Annotated in this window: 20 protein-coding genes; 13 read left to right on the top strand and 7 right to left on the bottom strand. The window is 66.7% G+C overall.

Annotated elements, in window-relative coordinates; genetic code table 11:
- Nucleotides 1-23 precede the first annotated feature (23 nt).
- A complete protein-coding gene (locus tag V8324_RS14190) occupies nucleotides 24-1,343 on the top strand; it encodes an MFS transporter (RefSeq protein WP_336420584.1) in 1,320 nt (439 codons plus the stop codon).
- Between the two features lie 7 nt (nucleotides 1,344-1,350).
- Here V8324_RS14190 and bmt read toward each other — a convergent pair whose 3' ends face one another.
- Nucleotides 1,351-2,361, bottom strand: coding sequence for a betaine--homocysteine S-methyltransferase (gene bmt / locus V8324_RS14185; RefSeq protein WP_336420583.1), 1,011 nt, complete (start codon nucleotides 2,359-2,361; stop codon nucleotides 1,351-1,353).
- A gap of 54 nt (nucleotides 2,362-2,415) precedes the next feature.
- Nucleotides 2,416-2,730 carry a DUF1476 domain-containing protein gene (locus tag V8324_RS14180; protein ID WP_336420582.1) on the bottom strand — a complete coding sequence of 105 codons (315 nt, stop codon included), beginning with the start codon at nucleotides 2,728-2,730 and terminating at the stop codon, nucleotides 2,416-2,418.
- Between the two features lie 179 nt (nucleotides 2,731-2,909).
- On the opposite strand from V8324_RS14180, the gene purC reads away from it, so the two are divergent.
- From purC to V8324_RS14150, 6 genes are all read left to right on the top strand, one after another.
- Nucleotides 2,910-3,671, top strand: coding sequence for a phosphoribosylaminoimidazolesuccinocarboxamide synthase (gene purC / locus V8324_RS14175; protein ID WP_336420581.1), 762 nt, complete (start codon nucleotides 2,910-2,912; stop codon nucleotides 3,669-3,671).
- A gap of 12 nt (nucleotides 3,672-3,683) precedes the next feature.
- Nucleotides 3,684-3,923, top strand: a complete 240-nt coding sequence (purS, locus tag V8324_RS14170; RefSeq protein WP_336420580.1) for a phosphoribosylformylglycinamidine synthase subunit PurS — start codon at nucleotides 3,684-3,686, stop codon at nucleotides 3,921-3,923.
- 306 nt (nucleotides 3,924-4,229) lie between these two features.
- Nucleotides 4,230-4,904: a phosphoribosylformylglycinamidine synthase subunit PurQ gene (gene purQ / locus V8324_RS14165; protein ID WP_336420579.1), complete on the top strand. Its 675-nt coding sequence runs from the start codon at nucleotides 4,230-4,232 to the stop codon at nucleotides 4,902-4,904.
- 38 nt (nucleotides 4,905-4,942) lie between these two features.
- The gene (locus V8324_RS14160) at nucleotides 4,943-6,700 is read left to right on the top strand and encodes a sensor histidine kinase (RefSeq protein ID WP_336420578.1); all 1,758 of its coding nucleotides are present in this window, start codon (nucleotides 4,943-4,945) and stop codon (nucleotides 6,698-6,700) included.
- Nucleotides 6,701-6,706: 6 nt separating this feature from the next.
- A complete protein-coding gene (locus V8324_RS14155) occupies nucleotides 6,707-8,041 on the top strand; it encodes a sigma-54-dependent transcriptional regulator (RefSeq protein WP_336420577.1) in 1,335 nt (444 codons plus the stop codon).
- 440 nt (nucleotides 8,042-8,481) lie between these two features.
- Entirely contained in the window at nucleotides 8,482-11,229 is a 2,748-nt protein-coding gene (locus tag V8324_RS14150; RefSeq protein WP_336420576.1) for an Rne/Rng family ribonuclease, read from the top strand.
- Nucleotides 11,230-11,323: 94 nt separating this feature from the next.
- On the opposite strand, the gene V8324_RS14145 is transcribed toward V8324_RS14150, so the two are convergent.
- Complete coding sequence (locus tag V8324_RS14145; RefSeq protein ID WP_336420575.1) at nucleotides 11,324-11,554, bottom strand: sulfurtransferase TusA family protein; 231 nt, start codon at nucleotides 11,552-11,554, stop codon at nucleotides 11,324-11,326.
- 92 nt (nucleotides 11,555-11,646) lie between these two features.
- Between V8324_RS14145 and V8324_RS14140 the strand changes: the two genes are divergently transcribed.
- From V8324_RS14140 to V8324_RS14130, 3 genes are read left to right on the top strand one after another with little or no spacing between them, the layout of a single operon-like run.
- Complete coding sequence (locus tag V8324_RS14140; protein WP_336420574.1) at nucleotides 11,647-12,399, top strand: cytochrome c biogenesis CcdA family protein; 753 nt, start codon at nucleotides 11,647-11,649, stop codon at nucleotides 12,397-12,399.
- 51 nt (nucleotides 12,400-12,450) lie between these two features.
- Nucleotides 12,451-13,653, top strand: coding sequence for a hypothetical protein (locus tag V8324_RS14135; RefSeq protein WP_336420573.1), 1,203 nt, complete (start codon nucleotides 12,451-12,453; stop codon nucleotides 13,651-13,653).
- Nucleotides 13,650-15,020, top strand: coding sequence for a cytochrome P450 (locus tag V8324_RS14130; RefSeq protein ID WP_336420572.1), 1,371 nt, complete (start codon nucleotides 13,650-13,652; stop codon nucleotides 15,018-15,020). The genes V8324_RS14135 and V8324_RS14130 overlap by 4 nt, the downstream gene beginning before the upstream one ends.
- Before the next feature lie 246 nt (nucleotides 15,021-15,266).
- Here V8324_RS14130 and V8324_RS14125 read toward each other — a convergent pair whose 3' ends face one another.
- Nucleotides 15,267-15,458, bottom strand: coding sequence for a DUF1127 domain-containing protein (locus V8324_RS14125; protein ID WP_336420596.1), 192 nt, complete (start codon nucleotides 15,456-15,458; stop codon nucleotides 15,267-15,269).
- 477 nt (nucleotides 15,459-15,935) lie between these two features.
- Here V8324_RS14125 and V8324_RS14120 point away from each other — a divergent pair, with 477 nt between their 5' ends.
- A complete protein-coding gene (locus V8324_RS14120; RefSeq protein WP_336420571.1) occupies nucleotides 15,936-16,430 on the top strand; it encodes a L,D-transpeptidase family protein in 495 nt (164 codons plus the stop codon).
- A 16-nt stretch (nucleotides 16,431-16,446) separates the two neighbouring features.
- Here V8324_RS14120 and V8324_RS14115 read toward each other — a convergent pair whose 3' ends face one another.
- Nucleotides 16,447-17,100: a YggS family pyridoxal phosphate-dependent enzyme gene (locus V8324_RS14115; protein ID WP_336420570.1), complete on the bottom strand. Its 654-nt coding sequence runs from the start codon at nucleotides 17,098-17,100 to the stop codon at nucleotides 16,447-16,449.
- A gap of 135 nt (nucleotides 17,101-17,235) precedes the next feature.
- On the opposite strand from V8324_RS14115, the gene V8324_RS14110 reads away from it, so the two are divergent.
- Nucleotides 17,236-17,715 (top strand): DUF3576 domain-containing protein, encoded by a 480-nt coding sequence (locus V8324_RS14110; protein ID WP_336420569.1) that lies wholly within the window; start codon nucleotides 17,236-17,238, stop codon nucleotides 17,713-17,715.
- Here the strand turns inward: V8324_RS14110 and V8324_RS14105 are convergent.
- A complete protein-coding gene (locus V8324_RS14105; RefSeq protein ID WP_336420568.1) occupies nucleotides 17,697-18,332 on the bottom strand; it encodes a cation transporter in 636 nt (211 codons plus the stop codon). The genes V8324_RS14110 and V8324_RS14105 overlap by 19 nt on opposite strands.
- Before the next feature lie 76 nt (nucleotides 18,333-18,408).
- Here V8324_RS14105 and V8324_RS14100 point away from each other — a divergent pair, with 76 nt between their 5' ends.
- Nucleotides 18,409-18,861: a MerR family transcriptional regulator gene (locus tag V8324_RS14100; RefSeq protein ID WP_336420567.1), complete on the top strand. Its 453-nt coding sequence runs from the start codon at nucleotides 18,409-18,411 to the stop codon at nucleotides 18,859-18,861.
- Here the strand turns inward: V8324_RS14100 and V8324_RS14095 are convergent.
- Nucleotides 18,822-20,063, bottom strand: coding sequence for a glycosyltransferase (locus V8324_RS14095; protein ID WP_336420566.1), 1,242 nt, complete (start codon nucleotides 20,061-20,063; stop codon nucleotides 18,822-18,824). The two genes, V8324_RS14100 and V8324_RS14095, sit on opposite strands and share 40 nt — an antisense overlap.
- Between the last annotated feature and the right edge of the window lie 2 nt (nucleotides 20,064-20,065).

Here is a 20,065-nt window from a genome sequence, read left to right as displayed (position 1 = left end):
TCTGCCAAAGGTGAGGAGGAACGATGTTCGACATCCTGTCAGATCGCACCTACCGGCACCTCTTTGCCGCACAGGTCGTCGCCCTTCTGGGCACCGGGCTTGCCACCGTGGCGCTCGGGCTTCTGGCCTATGATCTGGCCGGCGGCGACGCGTCGATGGTGCTCGGCACGGTGTTCACCATAAAGATGGTAGCCTATGTCGGGATCGCGCCGATCGCCGGCGCCTTCGCCGACCGCGTCGACCGCCGCGTGCTGCTGGTCGCGCTGGACGTGGTGCGCGCGGCGGCGGCGCTGTGCCTGCCCTTCGTGACCGAGGTCTGGCAGGTCTATGTCCTCATCGCCCTGCTGCAATCGGCCTCGGCGGCCTTCACCCCGACCTTCCAGGCGACGATCCCCGATGTCCTGCCCGACGAGGCGCGCTATACCCGCGCGCTGTCGCTGTCGCGTCTGGCCTATGATCTGGAAAACATCGCCAGCCCCACGCTCGCCGGGCTGCTACTCGCGGTGATGAGCTACAACACCCTGTTTCTGGGCACGGTCGCGGGCTTTGCCGCCTCGGCCCTGTTGGTGGTTTCGGTCCTGCTGCCCAGCCCAAGCGCATCTGCGCCGCGCAGCATCCTCGACCGCACCACGCGCGGGATCCGCATCTATCTGGCCACGCCGCGCCTGCGCGGGCTGCTAGGGCTGAACATGGCGGTGGCGTCCGCGGGCGCGATCGTGCTGGTCAACTCGGTCGTGCTGGTGCGCGGCGAGCTGGGGCTGGGCGACAGCGCGCTCGCCTGGACCATGGCCAGTTTCGGCGCGGGCAGCATGATCGCGGCGCTGGCCCTGCCACGGGTGCTCGACCGGCTGCCCGACAGGCCGGTGATGATCGCGGGCGCCGCCTCGATGATCGCCGCGCTGCTGGGGATCGCGGGGGCGATCACGCTGGCGGGCCTGACATGGCCGCTGCTGCTGGCCGTGTGGCTGGTGATCGGGCTGGGCTTTTCGATGGTGCTGACACCCTCGGGGCGGCTCTTGCGCCGCTCGGCCCATCCCGAGGACCGCCCCGCGCTTTTCGCGGCGCAATTCGCGCTCAGCCATGCGTGCTGGCTGATCACCTATCCGCTGTCGGGCTGGCTGATGACCGCCTACGGCATCGTGCCGGCGCTGATCGTGCACGCGGGTCTCGCGGCGGCGGGCGGGGCGGCTGCGCTGTGGCTCTGGCCCGCTGGCGATCCACGGGAGGTGGCGCACACGCATAACAACCTGCCGGCCGACCATCCGCATCTGACGGGCGGGCGTCACCATTCGCACCCGATGGTCATAGACGAGGCGCATCCCCGCTGGGGATCGAAGTTCTGAAGCCCGCTCAGGCGCGACGCCGGCGATTGCGGCGTGGGCTTGGCGCGTCGTCGCCGGTGCCGTCGATATCCGACGAGAACGCGCCGAGCGCCTCGGTGATCTGCTCCAGCGTCGGGCGCGGGCTCGCGGGGCGGTCTTCCAGCGCCGCGCGCATCCGGCCCAGATGCTCGGGCATGGTGCCGCAGCAGCCGCCGATGATCGTCGCGCCCGCGTCGCGCGCCAGCACCGCGTAATCGGCCATCAGCTCGGGCGTGCCGTCGTAATGAATGTGCCCGTCGACGAATTTCGGGATCCCGGCATTGCCCTTGGCGATGATCGGCCGTTCGGTGCCTTGGGCCACGAAGCCCAGCACCGTGCGCAACAGGTCCGAGGCACCGACGCCGCAATTGGCGCCGAAGGCCAGCGGCGGGTTGGGCAGCGTTTCCACCATCGCCGCCATGTCCGCCGAGGTCAGGCCCATCATCGTGCGCCCCGCGGTGTCGAAGCTCATCGTGCCGCACCACGGCATGCCGGCCAAGCCGAACGCCTCGGCGGCGGCCGCGTATTCCTCGGAGGAACTGATCGTCTCCAGCCAGAGGACATCCGCGCCGCCCTCCTTCAGGCCCTCGGCCTGCTCGTGAAAGATCTCGACGGCAAGCGCATGCGTCAGCGCGCCCATCGGCGCCATGATCTCGCCGGTCGGGCCGACCGATCCGGCGACCACCACCGTGCGATCCTGCCGGTCGGCCACGTCGCGGCCCAGCTCTGCGGCGATGCGCGACAATTGCCGGGCGCGTTTCTGGGCGCCGTGCAGTTTCAGCCGCGACGCGTTGCCGCCGAAGGAATTGGTCAGGAACAGGTCGCTGCCGGCATCGACGGCGGATTTGTAGAGCTGCGTGATCCGCTCGGGATGGGTGTCGTTCCACATCTCGGGCGCGTCGCCCGATTGCAGCCCCATGTTGAACAGGTTGGTGCCGGTGGCGCCGTCCGCGAGGACCCAGTCGCGGCGGGCCATGAGCCGGGTGAGGGCGTTGGTCATTGGTCTTGGTCCGATGGTTGCGTCCGGGGCATGAGGCGCGCGGGGGTGACGGGCTCAGACCTCCTTGACGATCTGGCCCTTGGCGATCTTCAGAAGCTCGTCCATCTTGGCGCGGATGGTGTCGGCATCGGCGATATCGCCGAGATCGCCGGCCACCTTGCGCACCACGTCCTCGTGCCCGGCCTCCTCGAAATCGGCCTTGACGACCTCGCGGGCATAGGCATCGGCGTCGTCGCCGGTCTTGCCCAGCAGTTCCGCCGCCCACAGGCCCAACAGCTTGTTGCGCCGCGCCTCGGCACGGAATTTCATTTCCTCGTCATGGGCGAACTTGTTCTCGAATGCGCTTTCGCGCTCGTCAAAAGTGCTCATCGGGCCGGTCCCTTCGCAATGCGTTGCAATCACCTTATGGATATGCCGTCTGCGGCGTTGAAGGGCAAGGGGCGGATCCGCATCGACGCCTTGCGACAGTGCGGTCCATGCCCTATGAGACGACATCGGTACAGGGGCGCGCAGTTCCGCCCAGCCCCATCCGCAACGACGGAGGTTTCATGGCGCGGCGCAAGAAAATTTACGAAGGCAAGGCCAAGACCCTTTACGAGGGGCCCGAGCCGGGGACGCTGATCCAGTATTTCAAGGACGACGCCACCGCCTTCAACGCCGAGAAGAAGGCCACCATCGAGGGCAAGGGCGTGCTCAACAACATGCTCTCGGAATATTTCATGACCGGGCTGAACGCGGTCGGCGTGCCCACCCATTTCATCCGCCGCGTCAACATGCGCGAGCAGCTTGTGCGCGCCTGCGAGATCGTGCCGCTGGAAGTGATCGTGCGCAACTACGCCGCCGGGTCGATGGCCACCCGGCTGGGCATAGAGGAGGGCACGCAGCTGCCGCGCCCGATCGTGGAATACTGCCTGAAGGACGACAAGCTGGGCGATCCGCTGGTCACCGAGGAACATATCGCCGCCTTCGGATGGGCCACCAGCCAGGACATGGACGACATCCTCAGCCTCGCGCTGCGGGTCAACGACTTCATGTCGGGGGTGATGTTTGGCGTCGGCATCCGGCTGGTGGATTTCAAGATCGAGGTCGGCCGCGTCTATGATGGCGATTTCCAGCGCCTGATCGTCGCCGACGAGATCAGCCCCGACAGCTGCCGGCTGTGGGACATCGAGACCGGGCAGAAGCTCGACAAGGACGTGTTCCGCCGCGACCTGGGGTCGCTCACCGATGCCTATACCGAGGTCGCCACCCGGCTCGGCGTGATGCCCAAGACCAACGCGCCCGTCACCCGCCCGACGCTGATCAACTGAAAGGGGCCCGCGATGAAGGCACGCGTGCATGTCATGCTGAAGGACGGCGTTCTCGATCCGCAGGGCGAGGCGGTGCGCCACGCGCTCGGCTCGCTCGGGTTCGAGGGGGTCGAGGGCGTCCGGCAGGGCAAGGTCATCGAGATCGACCTCGCCGATACCGATGCCGAGGCGGCCCGCGCGACGGTCACCGAGATGTGCGAAAAGCTGCTCGCAAATACCGTGATCGAAAGCTATTCGGTCGAGCTGGGCTGAGGTCTGGTCACCGCGGGATACGGTCTTGCGCTGAATCAGGGCGCGACGCATCGCCGGGCCGCCCACCGGCACGGCGATTTGGGTGCCGCTGGCGCAATGCGTCCATGTCGTCCGGATAGGGATGGCATAGCGCTCTGCAACGGATCTGTCGCACCGCGGCCCACCTATGCGCGGCTCACCCTCCGCATAGCTTGGTCGCCCTGCTGGCCGTCGAAGAATCGTTCTGTCCGGCGCATCCGGCCCATGATGGACAAGCCCGCCACCGCGCGCTAGACCGTCGCCCGACACCACCAAGAGGCCCTTGCCATGCACGCCGCCATCATCGTCTTTCCCGGCTCCAACTGCGACCGCGACCTCGCCACTGCCTTCGCGAATGCCGGCGCGCGGGTCTCGATGGTCTGGCACAAGGACACGGCGCTGCCCGAGGGCGTCGACATCGTCGGCGTGCCGGGCGGCTTTTCCTACGGCGACTACCTGCGCTGCGGCGCGATCGCCGCCAATTCGCCGATCTGCCGGGCGGTCGTGGCGCATGCCGACAGGGGCGGCTACGTTCTGGGCATCTGCAACGGCTTCCAGATCCTGACCGAGACCGGCGTCCTGCCCGGCGCGATGCTGCGCAATGCCGGGCTGAAATACATCTGCAAACCCGTGGCGCTGACAGTGGACACCGAGGACAGCGCCTTCACCGATGGCTACCGCGCCGGTGACACCATCACCGTGCCGGTGGCGCATCACGACGGCAACTATTTCGCCGACGCCGCTACCCTCGACCGGCTCGAGGCCGAGGACCGCGTCGCCTTCCGCTATGCGCAGAACCCCAACGGCTCGGCGCGCGACATCGCCGGGATCCTGTCGGAAAACCGCCGCGTGCTGGGCATGATGCCGCACCCCGAACGCATGGCCGAGCCGCTGCATGGCGGCAGTGACGGGGCGGCGATGTTCCGCGGCCTCGTGCACGCGCTGGCCCCGGCCGAGCCATGATGCTTGAGGACGGGCGCGTCCCGGCCTAACCTGACGCCATGACGGATCGCACCGACTCCAACGCGCCGCGCGCCCGTGCCATCTCGTGGCGGGCGCGGCTGGTGCTGGTGGTGCTCTTCCTGATCGCGGTGGGGGTCGTGCTGACGACCCACCGGCTGCTGACCGACCGCTTCACCGAAACCACCCGCAACCGCGCCGAGTTGCGGCTGGTCCTCTATTCCGGCAACCTTCTGTCGGAACTTCGGCAGAACGCCATCGTGCCGCAGCTTCTGGCGCGCGACCCGACGCTCATCGCGGCGCTCAACAGCCGGGACTACGCGCAATCCACGCAGCGCCTTCTGTCCTTCGTCGAAGAGATCGGCGCGGCCTCGCTGACGCTCCTGGACATGGAGGGGCGCGCGGTGGCCACGACCGAACGCAACCGCCTCGGCGAAAGCCACAAGCAGGCCCCCTATTTCGTGGATGCGCTGCGGTCGAGTGACACGGTGTTCAAGGTTCTCCAGCAAGACGCCGGATCCTACAATTTCACTTATTCCCGGCGGGTCGAGGGGCAGGGCGAGACCCTCGGCGTGATCGTCGTCGAGGTCGATCTGCGCAAGTACGAACGCGCCTGGGCGGGGATTTCCGACGCGATCATGGTGACCGACAGCGAGGGACGGATCATCCTTGCGACCGAACCGCGCTGGCGCGGCCTGACCGAGGAAGAGGCGCTGGCCCGCGAACCCGCCAGCAGCGCCATCCAGCGCGCCATCCAGGCCACCTCCGACTGGACGGCGCTGCCCGCCGACGCCTATCTCAGCGGCGAGGCGGTGATGCGGGTCGAGGGGCGCGTGGCGTTTCGCGGCTGGCGGATCGCCAGTTTCACCGCCTACGCGGCGGTGCGCGACAAGGTGATCGGCTACCTCGCGCTGGAAATCATGGGGTTCGCCATCCTGCTCGCACTGGCCTTCTACTACCTCAACCGCAAGGCGACGCTGCGGCTGGCGGTCTTCCAGCGCGAATCGGCAGAGCTTCGCGCACTCAACGCGCGCCTGCAGCGGGAAATCGCCGAGCGCCGGCGCGTGCAGGAGAACCTCGCGCAGGCCGAACAGACGCTTCAGCAAAGCTCGAAACTCGCCGTGCTGGGCGAGATGTCGGCGGCCGTCAGCCATGAATTGAACCAGCCGCTCGCGGCGATGAAGACCTATCTGGCCGGCGCCCGCATGCTGATGACGCGCAACCGCCCCGACGAGGCGCTGACCTCGTTTCAGCGCATCGACGACCTGATCGAGCGGATGGGCGCCATCACCCGCCAGCTCAAATCCTACGCGCGCCAGTCCGGCGACGCGTTTTCGCCGGTGAACATGGCCGACGCGGTGGCCTCGGCGCTGACGATGATGGAGCCGCAGCTGCGCAGCCGCCGGATCACCATCACCCGCACCCTGCCAACCGAGCCGGTGATGGTGATGGGCGACCGGGTGCGCGTCGAGCAGGTGATCATCAACCTGCTGCGCAACGCCATCGACGCCATCCAGAACGAACCCCACGGCCGCATCGACGTGCTGCTCGCCGCCGGCGAGACCGCGGTGCTGACGGTGCGCGACAACGGCCACGGGATCGACAATTTCGAGAACCTGTTCGAGCCCTTCTACACCACCAAGGAGCCCGGCGAGGGGGTCGGGTTGGGGCTTGCCATTTCCTCGGGGATCGTCAACGACCTAGGCGGGCGCCTGCTGGCGCGCAATGCCCCGGACGGAGGGGCTGTATTCGAGGTGCAGCTTCCCATATTGCCGGTAGAAACCCGAGCCGCGGAGTGAGACGACATGCCGACCGCCATGAAGATCGCCATCATCGACGACGAGCGCGACATGCGCCAGTCGATCAGCCAGTGGCTGGCGCTTTCGGGCTATGACACCGAAGCCTTCGCCTCGGCCGAGGATGCGCTCAAGACGCTTGGCCCCGAGTATCCCGGGATCGTCGTCACCGACATCAAGATGCCCGGCATGGGCGGCATGGCCTTCCTGAAAAAGCTGATGGGCGCCGACAGTTCGCTGCCGGTGATCATGATCACCGGGCATGGCGACGTGCCGATGGCGGTCGAGGCGATGCGCATCGGCGCCTTCGATTTCCTGGAAAAGCCGTTCGACCCCGACCGCATGACGCAACTGGCCAAGAAGGCGACCAATGCCCGCCGCATGGTGCTTGACGCGCGCGCGCTGCGCCGCGACCTGTCGGATGGCGGCCAGCTGATGAAGAAACTGATCGGCACCTCCGGCGCGATGGAATGCCTGCGCGAGGACATCCTCGATCTCGGACAGGCCGACGGCCACGTGCTGATCGAGGGCGAGACCGGTACCGGCAAGACCCTCGTCGCGCATGCGCTGCATGCCGTGGGTGCGCGCGCGGGCCGCAAGTTCGTCTCGGTCGCCTGTGCGGCACTGGCCGAGGACGCGCTCGCCGCGCGGCTCTTCGGTCCGGTCCCGGCCGAGGAGTCGCGCCTGCCCGCGGTCGAGGAGGCGCGCGGCGGCACGCTGGTGCTGGAAGACATCGACGCGCTGCCCGAGGCCGTGCAGGCGCGCCTTCTGACCTTCGTCAACGACGAGGGCGCGCCGCCCGAAACCCGCGTCATCGCGATTTCCAACATGCAGGACGAGGGCCGCACCTGCGAGGACGCGCTGCGCTCCGACCTGTTCTACCGGCTCGCCAACCTGCGCATCACCGTGCCGCCGCTGCGCCAGCGGGGCGAGGACATCCTGACGCTGTTCTCGTCGTTCAGCGAGCAGTTCGCGGATGATTACGGCTGCGAGGCGCCGCAGATCTCGGCGCAGGAGGCCACGCAGCTTCTGCAGGCGCCGTGGCCCGGCAATGTGCGCCAGCTTTTCAACGTCGCCGAACGCGCGGTGCTGCAGGCGCGGCGCGGATCCGGAACGCTGACCTCGCTGCTGATGTCGGATCACGAGGAGATGCAGCCGGTGATGACCACCGAGGGCAAGCCGCTCAAGGAATATGTCGAGACGTTCGAGCGGATGCTGATCGACAACACCATGCGCCGCCACAAGGGATCGATCGCCGCGGTGATGGACGAACTGTGCCTGCCACGCCGCACGTTGAACGAAAAGATGGCGAAATACGGGCTGCAACGCTCCGACTATATCTGAAACGCGGCCCCGGCGCGGCGCCGCGCGTTTTCGCCATTGTAATTTCCGCCCGCGAGGGATTAGTGTCATATTGTGGCAGTCTAGCGCGCCGATACGCGCCTGCCGGCAGGAATTCGCTGTCTCGTCGCCCTGGCGGACCAACCCCTCCGCGCGCGGCGAAACGGACCGATTGGCTCCTTGCAAGGGACCAGACACAAGCCCGACACCCCAGAACCGGGTTGCGCGGGCGCCGAAATGGCCCCCGATCGGGGCCGCATCTGAATTGGCCCCGTCCGGGGCCGGAGAAGAATAACCGCGATGAACCGCGCGAGACATATCATCGTCACACGGGACAGGGCCTCGGGTCCGCCGTCACGCGCGCCCGTCGCCCCTACCAGACATCTGCCGCAACGCGCGGCCCCCACGGGGGCGCGCGCAGCGCCGCGATGCGAACGGAAAACATGGCCAAGAAAATGCTCATCGATGCCACCCACGCGGAGGAAACCCGCGTCGTGGTGGTGGACGGAAACAAGGTCGAGGAATTCGATTTCGAATCCGAGAACAAGCGCCAGCTCGCTGGCAACATCTATCTCGCAAAGGTAACCCGGGTCGAGCCGTCGCTGCAGGCGGCCTTCGTCGATTACGGCGGCAACCGCCACGGCTTTCTAGCCTTCGCCGAGATCCATCCCGACTACTACCAGATCCCCGTCGCCGACCGCGAGGCGCTCATGGCCGAGGAAGAGGCCCTCGCCCGGGCCCAGGCCGTCGAGGACGAGAAACCCAAGCGCGTGCAACGGTCCCGCAGCCGGTCACGGGCGCAAAAGACCGCCTCGGACGACGCCGTGACCGATGGCGACATCTCGGGCATGGAAACCATCGACATCGAGGGCGAAGAGGGTGATCAGGCGGTGCCCGAGGGCTCGTCGCCGATGGAACGCGTCGCCGAGACGCCGGTCGAGGAACCCGGCGACGACGCCGCTACGGACACCGATGGCGCCCCGGCCTCCGACGCCGCGGAGGCGACCGATACCCGCGATCATGCCAGCCATGACGACAGCATCGAATCGGTCGCCGACGAGGATGACAGCGAGGACATCCGCCCGGCCCGCAAGCCGCGCGCGCGGCGCTACAAGATCCAGGAGGTCATCAAGGTCCGCCAGATCATGCTCGTGCAGGTCGTCAAGGAAGAACGCGGCAACAAGGGCGCGGCGCTCACCACCTACCTGTCGCTCGCCGGGCGCTACTGCGTGCTGATGCCCAACACCGCGCGCGGCGGCGGCATCAGCCGCAAGATCACCAACGCCGCCGACCGCAAGAAGCTCAAGGAAATCGCCGCCGAGATCGACCTGCCCAAGGGCGCGGGGCTGATCATCCGCACTGCCGGCGCGCAGCGCACCAAGGCCGAGATCCGGCGCGATTACGAGTACCTGCAGCGCCTCTGGGAACAGATCCGCGAGCTGACGCTGAAATCCATCGCCCCCGCCAAGATCTACGAGGAAGGCAACCTGATCAAGCGCTCGATCCGCGATCTCTACAACCGGGAGATCGACGAGGTCATGGTCGAGGGCGAGATGGGCTACCGCATCGCCAAGGACTTCATGAAGATGATCATGCCGTCCCATGCCAAGAACGTGAAGCATTACATCGACCAGCAGCCGCTCTTCGCGCGCCACCAAGTCGAAAGCTACCTGTCGGCGATGTTCAACCCCACGGTACAGCTCAAATCCGGCGGCTATATCGTGATCGGCGTGACCGAGGCGCTCGTCGCGGTCGATGTCAACTCGGGCCGCGCCACGCGCGAGGGCTCGATCGAGGAGACCGCGCTCAAGACCAACCTCGAGGCCGCCGACGAGGTCGCCCGCCAGATGCGCCTGCGCGATCTCGCCGGGCTCATCGTAATCGACTTCATCGACATGGACGAACGCCGCAACAACGCGTCAGTCGAAAAGCGCATGAAAGAGGCGCTCAAGACCGACCGCGCCCGCATCCAGGTGGGCCGGATCTCGGGTTTCGGCCTGATGGAGATGTCGCGCCAGCGTCTGCGCCCCGGCATGATCGAGGCCACGACGCAGCCCTGTCCGCATTGCCACGGCACCGGCCTCATCCGGTCGGATGACAACCTCGCGCTGTCGATCCTGCGCGAGATCGAGGAAGAGGGCGTGCGCCGCCGCTCGCGCGAGGTCGTGGTCAAGTGCCCGGTGGGCATCGCCAACTACCTCATCAACGTCAAGCGCGAACACGTGGCCCAGATCGAGGCGCGCTACGGCCTGTCGGTGCGGATCGAGGGCGACCAGACGCTGGTCAATCCCGATTTCACCATCGACAAGCTGAAGACCGCCACGCGCGTCGTGGCCGAACCCGACCCCGCCCAGTTTGTCTCTGCCGGCGCGTCGCTGATGGCCGAGGTGGACGAGGCCGACGCCGAGGCCGAGGCCGAAGAGGCCGCGGTCGAGACCGCCCCGGCCGCGGCCCCCGCGCCCGAGCCCTCCGGCGAGGACGACGAGAAACCCCGCAAGAAGCGCCGCCGCAGCCGCGGCCGCCGCCGGAAATCGAAGACCGGCGAGACGGGCCAGCAAGAGACGGGCCAGCAAGAGACGGGCGAGACCGAGGCGGGCCAGTCCGAATCGGGCCAGTCCGAATCGGGCCAGACCGAAGCGGCCGACGCCCCGGCCCAGGCCGCCACCGCGAGTGACAGCGACGCGCCCGAGGCGGACACGGCAGAGGCCAAGCCCAAGCCGAAGCGTTCGCGCAGCCGCAAGAAGGCCGCGCCAAAGGACGACGCGCCGGCCGAACCCGAGGGCACGGCAGAGGACACGCCCAAGCCGCGCCGCCGCACGGTCTCGCGCAAGAAGAAAGCGCCAGAGGCCGAACCGGCGGAAACTGACACGACCCCGACGACCGAGGCCGACGCCCCCGCCAAGGTTCCTGAGCCGAGCCCGGAACCGACGGCAGAGACGGCAGCGGAACCCGTGGCAGAGCCGACGCCGGAACCCGCGGCAGAACCCGGACCGGAAACCGGAGCGGAGCCGGAGCCCGAAACGGCGACCACGGCGGCGGACGCTCCCGAATCGTCCGCGACATCCGCACCCGCCGCAGAGGTCGTCCACGCGACCGATAGCACCGAGACCGCCTCGGACACCGCGACCGTCGAGGAAGAAACCCCGGCCCCCGCCAAGCGCAAGCGGCGCGGTTGGTGGTCGGCCGGCTAGATCAGGGCGCCTTGCGTACGCAACCCGCGTACGCAAGGTACACCCTGTACGCAGGCTGTCTTGGCGCAGGTGGGGCCTCGGGCCTCTGTCTGGGTCAGCCGGTCTTGCGGATCAGGTAGGTGCGCACAGGTCCCGCGTCCTCGGTCGAGACCAGCTCGTGACCCGATTCCATGCAGAAATGCGGCACGTCGACAACCGCCGCCGGATCATCGGCGAGCAGCGCGATCTCGTCGCCGATGTTCAATGATTTCAGACGCTTGCGCAGCTTGAGTACCGGCAGGGGGCACAACAGGCCGCACGCGTCGAGGGTTTCGGATGCGCTCATGGCGCGTGCATACCGGCGCCGCCGGGGGCTGTCCACAATGTTGTGACGTTTTGCTGCGTGACGGCGCCCCCTTTGCAGGTTATCTGACACGCATGTTCGGAATCGAAATCATAGACGCCGCCCTGATCCCGGCGATGTTCGTGGCCCTGCTGGCCGGGATCATGTCGTTCCTCAGCCCCTGCGTGCTGCCGATCGTGCCGCCCTACCTCGCCTATATGAGTGGGGTTAGCCTGAACGACCTTTCGGAAAACTCAACGCAGCGCGCGCGGGCCGTGGTGCCGGCGCTGTTCTTCGTGCTGGGTCTGTCGACGGTCTTCATCTTCCTCGGCTTCACTGCCTCGGCCGTTGGCACGGTTTTCCTGCAATATCAAGACTATCTCAACGCCATCGCGGGGATTCTCGTGATGGGCTTCGGGGCGCATTTCGTGGGCGTGTACCGGATCGGGTTCCTCGACCGCGAGGCGCGCGTCGATGCGGGCGATCAGGGTGGCACCTCTTTTGGGGCCTATATCCTTGGGCTCGCCTTCGCGTTTGGCTGGACGCCCTGTATCGGTCCGCAGCTTGGCGCGATCCTGTCGCTCGCCGCGTCAGAGGCCAACGTGACGCGGGGCACCTCGCTGCTGGCGGTCTATGCCATCGGGCTCGGTGTGCCGTTCCTGCTGGTCGCCGCGTTCCTGCCGCGTCTCCAGGGGCTCATGGGCTGGATGAAGCGGCACATGCAGCAGATCGAGCGGGTGATGGGCCTGCTTTTGTGGACCATCGGCCTGTTGATGCTGACCGGCGGGTTCTCGGCCTTCTCGTTCTGGCTGCTCGAGACCTTCCCGGCCCTCGCGGTGCTCGGATAGGCCTTTCCGCGCGGTCCCTTGCTACGCTAGGTTGATCCAAAAAGGTCGGCCATGAGCAGCAATACCGAAGTGCGCCGCAGGCGCGTGTTCTACATCCCCGGATACGATCCCATGCCGCCGCGGCGTTACCGCGAGCTTTATCGCAAGGAAAGCGAGGGGCAGGCGGCGATTTCCGGCTACGAAATCAAGGTGATGCCGGGTCCGCGCCATGCGCGGTTCGGCTGGCGGGTCGAGGCCCGTATCGAGGGGCGGGGTACCCGCACGGATGTCACGGTGCTGGTCTGGTCCGACATCGTGAAGGACAGCATGGACCGGGGGATCCTCGCCACTTATGCGCAACTCTTTCGCACCGCGTGGGCGTATGTCGGCAGCGGCACGCTGTTTCGGCTGATGCGTCTGCGCAAGGGGCCGGTGATCGCCGCGCTTTACCCGGTTGTGATCCTTCTTCTGCAGCTCTTGTTTGCGCTGCTCGTCGCGTGGGGGCTGGCGCGTCTTCTGATGCTCTGGCATCCGCTGGCCGGCTGGGCCGGTCTGGGTGCCGTGCCTATCGTGCTGGCGGGGTTCCGGCGGCTGGATGGCCGTTTCTTTGCCTACTACCTGATGCATGACTATGCCCATTGCGCGCGCCTTGACGGGGCCATGCCGCCCGAACTCGAGGCGCGGCTGGCGGCGTTCACCGACGATGTCGCGGCGGCATTGACCGAGGGCCATGACGAGGTGCTGGTGGTCGGGCATTCCTCGGGAGTGCATCTGGGGGTCACGGTTCTTGCCGATCTCATTCGGGCGGGACGCGTGCCCAGCGACGGGCCGGCGCTGTCATTTCTCAGTCTTGGACAGGTAGTGCCGATGGTGTCATTCCTGCCGCGCGCGTGGCGGCTGCGCGCCGATCTGGCCTATCTCGGCACCCGCCCGGAGCTTTTCTGGCTCGATGTCAGCGCGCCGGGCGATGGCTGCGCCTTCGCGCTGTGCGATCCAATCAGCGTGTCCGGCGTGGCGCCCACGGGCAAGCGATGGCCGCTGGTGATCTCTGCGGCCTTCACGCAGACCCTGAGCCGTGCGCGCTGGCGCGCCCTGCGCTGGCGCTTTTTCCGGCTGCATTTTCAATACCTTTGCGCCTTCGACCAGCCGCACGACTACGACTATTTCCGCATCACCGCCGGGCCCCAGACCCTCGGCCGCCGCTTTGCCGGGCGCCAGCCGTCGCAAAGCCGGATCGAGCGTCCGGTGTCGCGCTACACCGATGTCGCGCCATGATCGCGCCGAAGCCGCCCGCGCGCCCTGACCGCGTTTCGCTCTGGCGGTATCTGCGGCTTTTCCGTGCCGATATCCTTTCGGCGCAGCCAGCGCGGCTTTACGGCGCGTGGATGGCCGAGTTTCGCACGCCGTTCTTTCGGTCCTACCTGTGCAATGAGCCCGCGCTCGTGGACCAAGTGTTGCGGGCGCGACCGGACGCGTTTCCGAAATCCGCGCGCGTGACAGAGGGTCTGCGCCCGTTGCTGGGCGGGTCGGTCTTCGTCAGTAACGGCGCGACATGGCGGCGTCAGCGCCGGATCATCGACCCCGCCTTCGAGGGCGGACGGCTGCGTGATACCTTTCCGGCGATGGTCGCCGCGGGTCAGGGCGCGGTCGACCGGCTCGCCGAGGTCGCCGATGGCAGCCCGCACGACATCGAGTTGCACACGAGCCACGCCGCGGCGGACGTGATCTTTCGCACGCTGTTCTCGATTCCCATCGAGAACGACACGGCCGCGAAGGTCTTCGAGGCCTTCAAGGCGCATCAGCGCAGCCAGCCGGTGCTGAACCTTGCCGCCTTCGTGCCCCTGCCGCGCTGGTTTCCGCGATTTCACCGTCGCCGCACACGCGCCACCGCCCGCGTCATCCGCGGACTCATCACCCGGCTGACCGATGCCCGCAAGGTCGAGATCGCCGAAGGCTGCGCCCCGGACGATCTGGCGACCAAGATCATGACGACACCGGACCCCGAGAGCGGCGCGTGTTTCACGACCCGCGACATGGTCGATCAGGTGGCGATCTTCTTTCTTGCCGGCCACGAGACCAGCGCCTCGGCGCTCGCCTGGGCGCTTTACCTGCTGGCGCGGTCCCCCGATTGGCAGGATCGTGTCGCCGGCGAGGCGGAGGCGGTCTTCGGCGACGGCGCGCCGGCCTTCGGCGACATGGGGCGGTTGCGCATCGCGCGCGATGTCTTCCGCGAGACGCTGCGCCTTTATCCGCCGGTGCCGATGATGGTGCGCGAGACGACCTGCCCCGAACGCTTTCGCGACCGCGACATCGCACCGGGCGCGCAGGTGGTGATAAGCCCTTGGCATCTGCATCGCCATACCCGCCTGTGGAACAATCCCGACGTGTTCGACCCGGCACGCTACGCGACGGAGAATGGCGCGGCCTGTCTGCGGACGGCCTATATCCCTTTTTCTGCGGGGCAGCGTGTGTGTCCCGGTGCCGGGTTCGCGATGATCGAGGGGCCGCTTCTGCTGGCGATGCTTGTGCGCGCCTATCGCGTCACGCCGGTTGCGGACCGCCCCGCGATGCCCCTGGCCCATCTGACGGTGCGCGGGCGCGATGGCATATGGCTGAAACTCGCGCCACGTCGTGCGTGTTGAGCGGCCCGACGGGCATTGTCCTGGTTTTCAATTGGCTGGAATCAAAAAACGGCGACACCAGGGAGGAGGAGAGGTGCCGCCGTTCTCTGTACGTCAAGCCCCAGGGAGGAGGAGGGGGCCTTTCGCAAATGGTCGGGACCGGCAATGGCCCCTGTTTACCGATCAAGCGCCTCAGGGAGGAGGAGAGAAGCGCCTGACCGTAGCGGATGCATCCAGGGAGGAGGAAAGATGCACCCGATCTCGTGATTACGACCGTCGGCCGTAAACTGTTTCCTGTGCGACCCGCCGGATTTCGCTGCGATGCAGCCCCAGATCGGCAAGTTCGCGCGCGCTCAGGTCAGATAGTTCGCTGACAGAGCGACAATATGTGCGATAATCCGAAAGGTGGTGCAGGGCCGTGCGAACCAACTCGCTCAGGTCTTGACCAAGGAGGATCATGGCAGACCGGCGCATATGGACCGTGGTTGGCAATTCTCATCCTTTCGGATATCTTCGTTTCTCCGAGCGCTTGTCTTCGTTACGCCCTCTGTTGCACTTAAAATAACGCTTTTCTGCAGCTGCACAATACCCCGGGCAAACAATGCTGCCATGCAGCATGTGCATATGAAGATTGTGACGTAACGTTATGCGTTCACGTGATTTTGTAAGCAATATGCGAACTCGGCATTGGCCTGTCGCATTGCTTTGTCGCCTTGAAGTGCGGTTTTGGTCAACTCTTGGGCAAAATGTTGAAACGGACAAAAGCGAAAACTGCGATCTGTCCCATGCGACTGTAATATCGCGTGATCGTGCAGCGAGGGCTGCCGGCCCGGTAGCGCGATTCGCGATGCAGCCGTCTGCACGTGGCGCATCGGCCCGCGGGGTGTGCCTGGAAAAGGGCTGGACCGGGACGCAGGCCGTGATATCGAAACCCCCATGACACCGCATGACATGGTTGTGACACCGCGCGGCCTCAGGTTCCTGGGGCGGACCTACCCCTGTTGCATCGGGCGCGGCGGGCTGCGCGCCGACAAGCGCGAGGGCGACGGCGCCACTCCGAAGGGCACGCATCGCATCGTCGGGCTCTTGTACCGTCCCGACCGGCTGGCGCGTCCCGCGCCCTGGGCGGTGCCGATCCGGCCGGGCGATCTGTGGTCCGACGACCCAAAGCACGAGGATTACAACCTAATGGTGCGCGCGCCCTATCCCTACAGCCATGAAACGCTGCGCCGGGCGGATCCGCTCTACGATCTGGTGATCGTGACCGACTGGAACTGGCCGCGGCCCGAGCGTGGGCGCGGGTCGTGCATCTTCCTGCATCGCTGGCGCAGGCCCGTCTATCCGACGGCGGGCTGCATCTCGCTGCGCCCGGATCATCTGCGCCGGATCGCGGCCTCCATTCGGCACGACACGCGCCTGATCGTGCAGTAGACGCGAGCAGCCCCAGTCACCCGTAATCGCGCGCCCCGAAGATCGCCGAGCCGACGCGCACATGCGTGGCACCCTGGGCGATGGCCTGTTCGAAATCGCCGCTCATTCCCATCGAGAGCCCGTCCAGCCCGTTGCGGGCGGCCATTTTTGCCAGAAGCGCGAAATGCAGGCTGGGTTCCTCCTCGACGGGGGGGATGCACATCAGCCCCCGCACCGGCAGGTCGAGCGCGCGACACTCGGCCACGAAATCATCCGTGTCGGCGGGCAGTATGCCGGCCTTCTGCGGTTCTTCGCCGGTATTGACCTCGATGAACAGCTCGGGGCACGTCCCCAGTTCCTGCGCCAGCCGCGCCAGCGTGCGCGCCAGCTTGAGCCGGTCGAGCGAATGGATCGCCTGGAAAAGCTCCATCGCCTGTCGCGCCTTGTTGCTTTGCAGCGGCCCCAGAAGGTGCAGTGCGACCCCCTCATACCGTGTGCGGAACTCGGGCCATTTGCCCGCCGCCTCCTGCACGCGGTTTTCGCCGAAAACGCGGTGGCCCTGTTGGAGCACCGCCTCGACCCGCTCGTTCGGCTGGACCTTGGACACGGCGATCAGGGTGATGACGTCGGGCGACCGCCCCGCCGCCTCGGCGGCGTCATCCATACGCGTGCGGATATCTTGCAGCCCCATGGCGGCCTCCTGTCAACATCTCGACGAGGACATGCCACAGCGCGGGTCGGCCGCACAAGTGCGCGCGTCGCCGCAAACGGCTTGCCCCGGGGGCGATGCTTGGATAGGAGGGTGGAAACAGTATCGGACGGTGCCATGATCCATTCGCGTCTCAAATCTGTCGGAGTTGCACTGGCCCTAGCGGGCCTTCTCGGCGGCTGCGGTGCGTTCGGGAATGCAAGATACGACCCCGAGGCGACACGCGTTCAGGGCGGCCGGGAACGCGACCCCGACCCGAACGAGGGCTCATTGCTCGATATCTTCCGGGGCGGCGATGACAGCGTCAAGGTGAACCGCTACCTGTGGACTGCCTCGTTGCAGGTGCTCGATTTCCTGCCGGTCGAGGCCGCGGACCCCTTCACCGGCGTAATCTCCACGGGTTTCGGCCGGCCGCCGGGTGGCGGCACCCCCTACCGGGCGACCGTCCTGATCAGCGATCCGGCGCTCGATGCGCGGGCGCTCAACGTGGCGCTTCAGTCGCAACGCGGGCCCGTGGATGCCGCCACCGAACGCGCGGTCGAGGACGCCATCCTCAATCGCGCGCGTCAGTTGCGCATTCAGGCCGCGCGGTTCTGAGTTTCGCCGGCCTCGCGCCGCTCTGACAGCGCTTGCCGGATGATCTGGACCGACGAGGTCACGAACAGCCCCGCCATGCCGCCCGCCACGATCAGGTCGGGCCAACCCGAGGCCGTTCCCCAGACACCGAGGGCCGCCAGCATCACGGCCACGTTGCCGATCGCGTCGTTGCGCGAACACAGCCAGACCGACCGCACATTTGCGTCGCCGTCCTTGTAGGCCACGAGCAACAGCACGCTTGCCACGTTCGCCGCCAGGGCGAGGAAACCGATCCCGCCCATGATAGCGGCCTCGGGCACCCCGGTGTAGATCACCCGGTACAGCGTCGATCCCAGCACCCATAGCCCCAGCAACAACAGGCTCAGCCCCTTGAACAGGGCCGCGGTGGCGCGCACCCGTACCGCCATGCCGATCACGGCCAGCGACAGCGCGTAGGTCAGTGCGTCGCCAAGGAAGTCGAGCGCATCCGCCTTCAGCGCTTGTGACTGTGCCGCCTGACCGGCGCTCATCTCGACCACGAACATCGCCGCGTTGATCGCGATCACCATCCAGAGCCGCCGCTTGTAGGCCGCCGACATGCCGTCGAACTGCGTGATTTCTCCACAACAGCCTGCCATCGCTGATCATCTCCTTTGACTGCGTTTGTCCTTGATATAACCTCTATAGTGACTAGAGCTTCAAGGAGGATCCGTCATGTTTTTCTCGATCGGTGATCTCGCGCGGCAAACGGGCGTCAAGGTTCCGACCATCCGTTATTATGAGATCCGCGGGCTGCTCGAGGCACCCAAGCGCAGCGCGGGAAATCAACGCCGCTACGAGCAGCCGGACCTGGAGCGGTTGCAATTCATCCGACATGCCCGCGATCTCGGATTCTCGCTGGAGGCCATCGCGCAGCTGATCGAGTTGCAGGACCATCCCGACCGCTCCTGCGATGCGGCGACCCGCATCGCGCAAGGCCAGCTCGACGCGGTCCGCCAGAAGATCCGCCGCCTGCGCGCGCTCGAGGCCGAGCTTCATCGCATCACCGAAGGCTGCACCGGCGAAGGGGTGTCGCGCGAATGCTATGTCCTCGAATCGCTGGCCGATCACGATCTCTGCGAGCACGATCACGCGCCGGGCAGCAGCGTGTTGACCCAGTCCACCTGACGCGGCAGGCAGACGCGGTGCAGATCAAAGTGCGCGCGAACGCGGGCGCGGCCAGTCCGGCCGAGCCTGTCGCGCAAGCGCTTGTCCTCCAGCAGTGCGCAAACCTCGTCCACCAGTGCCGCGCCGTCGAAAAAATCGACGAGGCGTCCGGTCTCGTCGTGATCGATGACTTCGCGCACGGGCCCGGTTTCGGCGGCGACGATCGCCGCGCCGCAACTCATCGCCTCGAGCAGCGACCAGCTGAGCACGAAGGGGTAGGACAGGTAGACATGCACCCGGCTGACCTGCAGTAGCCGCAGGAACCGATCGTAAGGCAGACGCCCGAGAAAATGCACGCGGGCCCAGCCCGCGTCGGGGATCTGCCCGCGCACCTCGTCGATGAACACCTGCTTCCATGTCTGCCCGTCCGGTGGAGGCCGCCCGTAGCTGACCCCGTCCTCGCCGACGATCAACACGCGGGCATTGGGGCGCGCCCGCAACAGATCCGGCAGGGCGCGCATGAAGATGTGATAGCCGCGGTAAGGTTCGAGGTTGCGATTGACAAACGTGATCACCTCGTCGTCACGGCCAAGCTCGCCGGCCCCCTCGACCGCCAGCCGACTGTCGGGGTCGGGGCGGGCCGTGTCGGTGTCGATGCCGTCATGGCACACGGTGATACGCTCGCGGAAGGGTGCCGGAAAGGTATCGGCCTGAAACCACGTCGGGCTGATGCCGGCATCGGCTGTATCGAAATGCAGATGGTTGTTGAGGTTCTTGAGCTTCAAGCGCAACGGTTCTGTGTCGGGGGCGGCGCTGGCGAATTCGGGGTCGAAATCGAGGTGCGGCCAGGCGGTTAGGTGATGAAGCTCGCAATAAAGCGCCAGCCGCGCCCCGGGCCAGACATCGCGCAGGAAGAGCGATTCGCCCCAGCCCGGATGCGCGAGGATCAGGTCGGGCGTGTAGCCCTTGGCGCGAAGGCGCGTCGCCGCGTGATAGCACGCCTCGCCACGGGTCACCTTGCTGTCGAGATCCAGCAGCCACGGGTGCACGCTCTGTTCACTGCGCTTGGGCAGGGCATAGGGCAGGACGCGGACCCCCTGCCATGTCTGCGTCTTTCGGACCCTCAGGGTCAGCGCCACGCAGTGGTGCCCCCGGCGTGCCAGAACGGGCGCAAGGTGCTTGAACTGCCCCGGGAAGTTCTGATGGATGAAAAGGATTTTCATGC

The organism is Roseovarius sp. D22-M7 (assembly GCF_037083785.1).
Classification (GTDB): Bacteria; Pseudomonadota; Alphaproteobacteria; order Rhodobacterales; family Rhodobacteraceae; genus Roseovarius.
The sequence above is the reverse complement of the archived record's forward strand: the minus strand, read 5'-3'. Positions and strand labels throughout refer to the sequence as shown.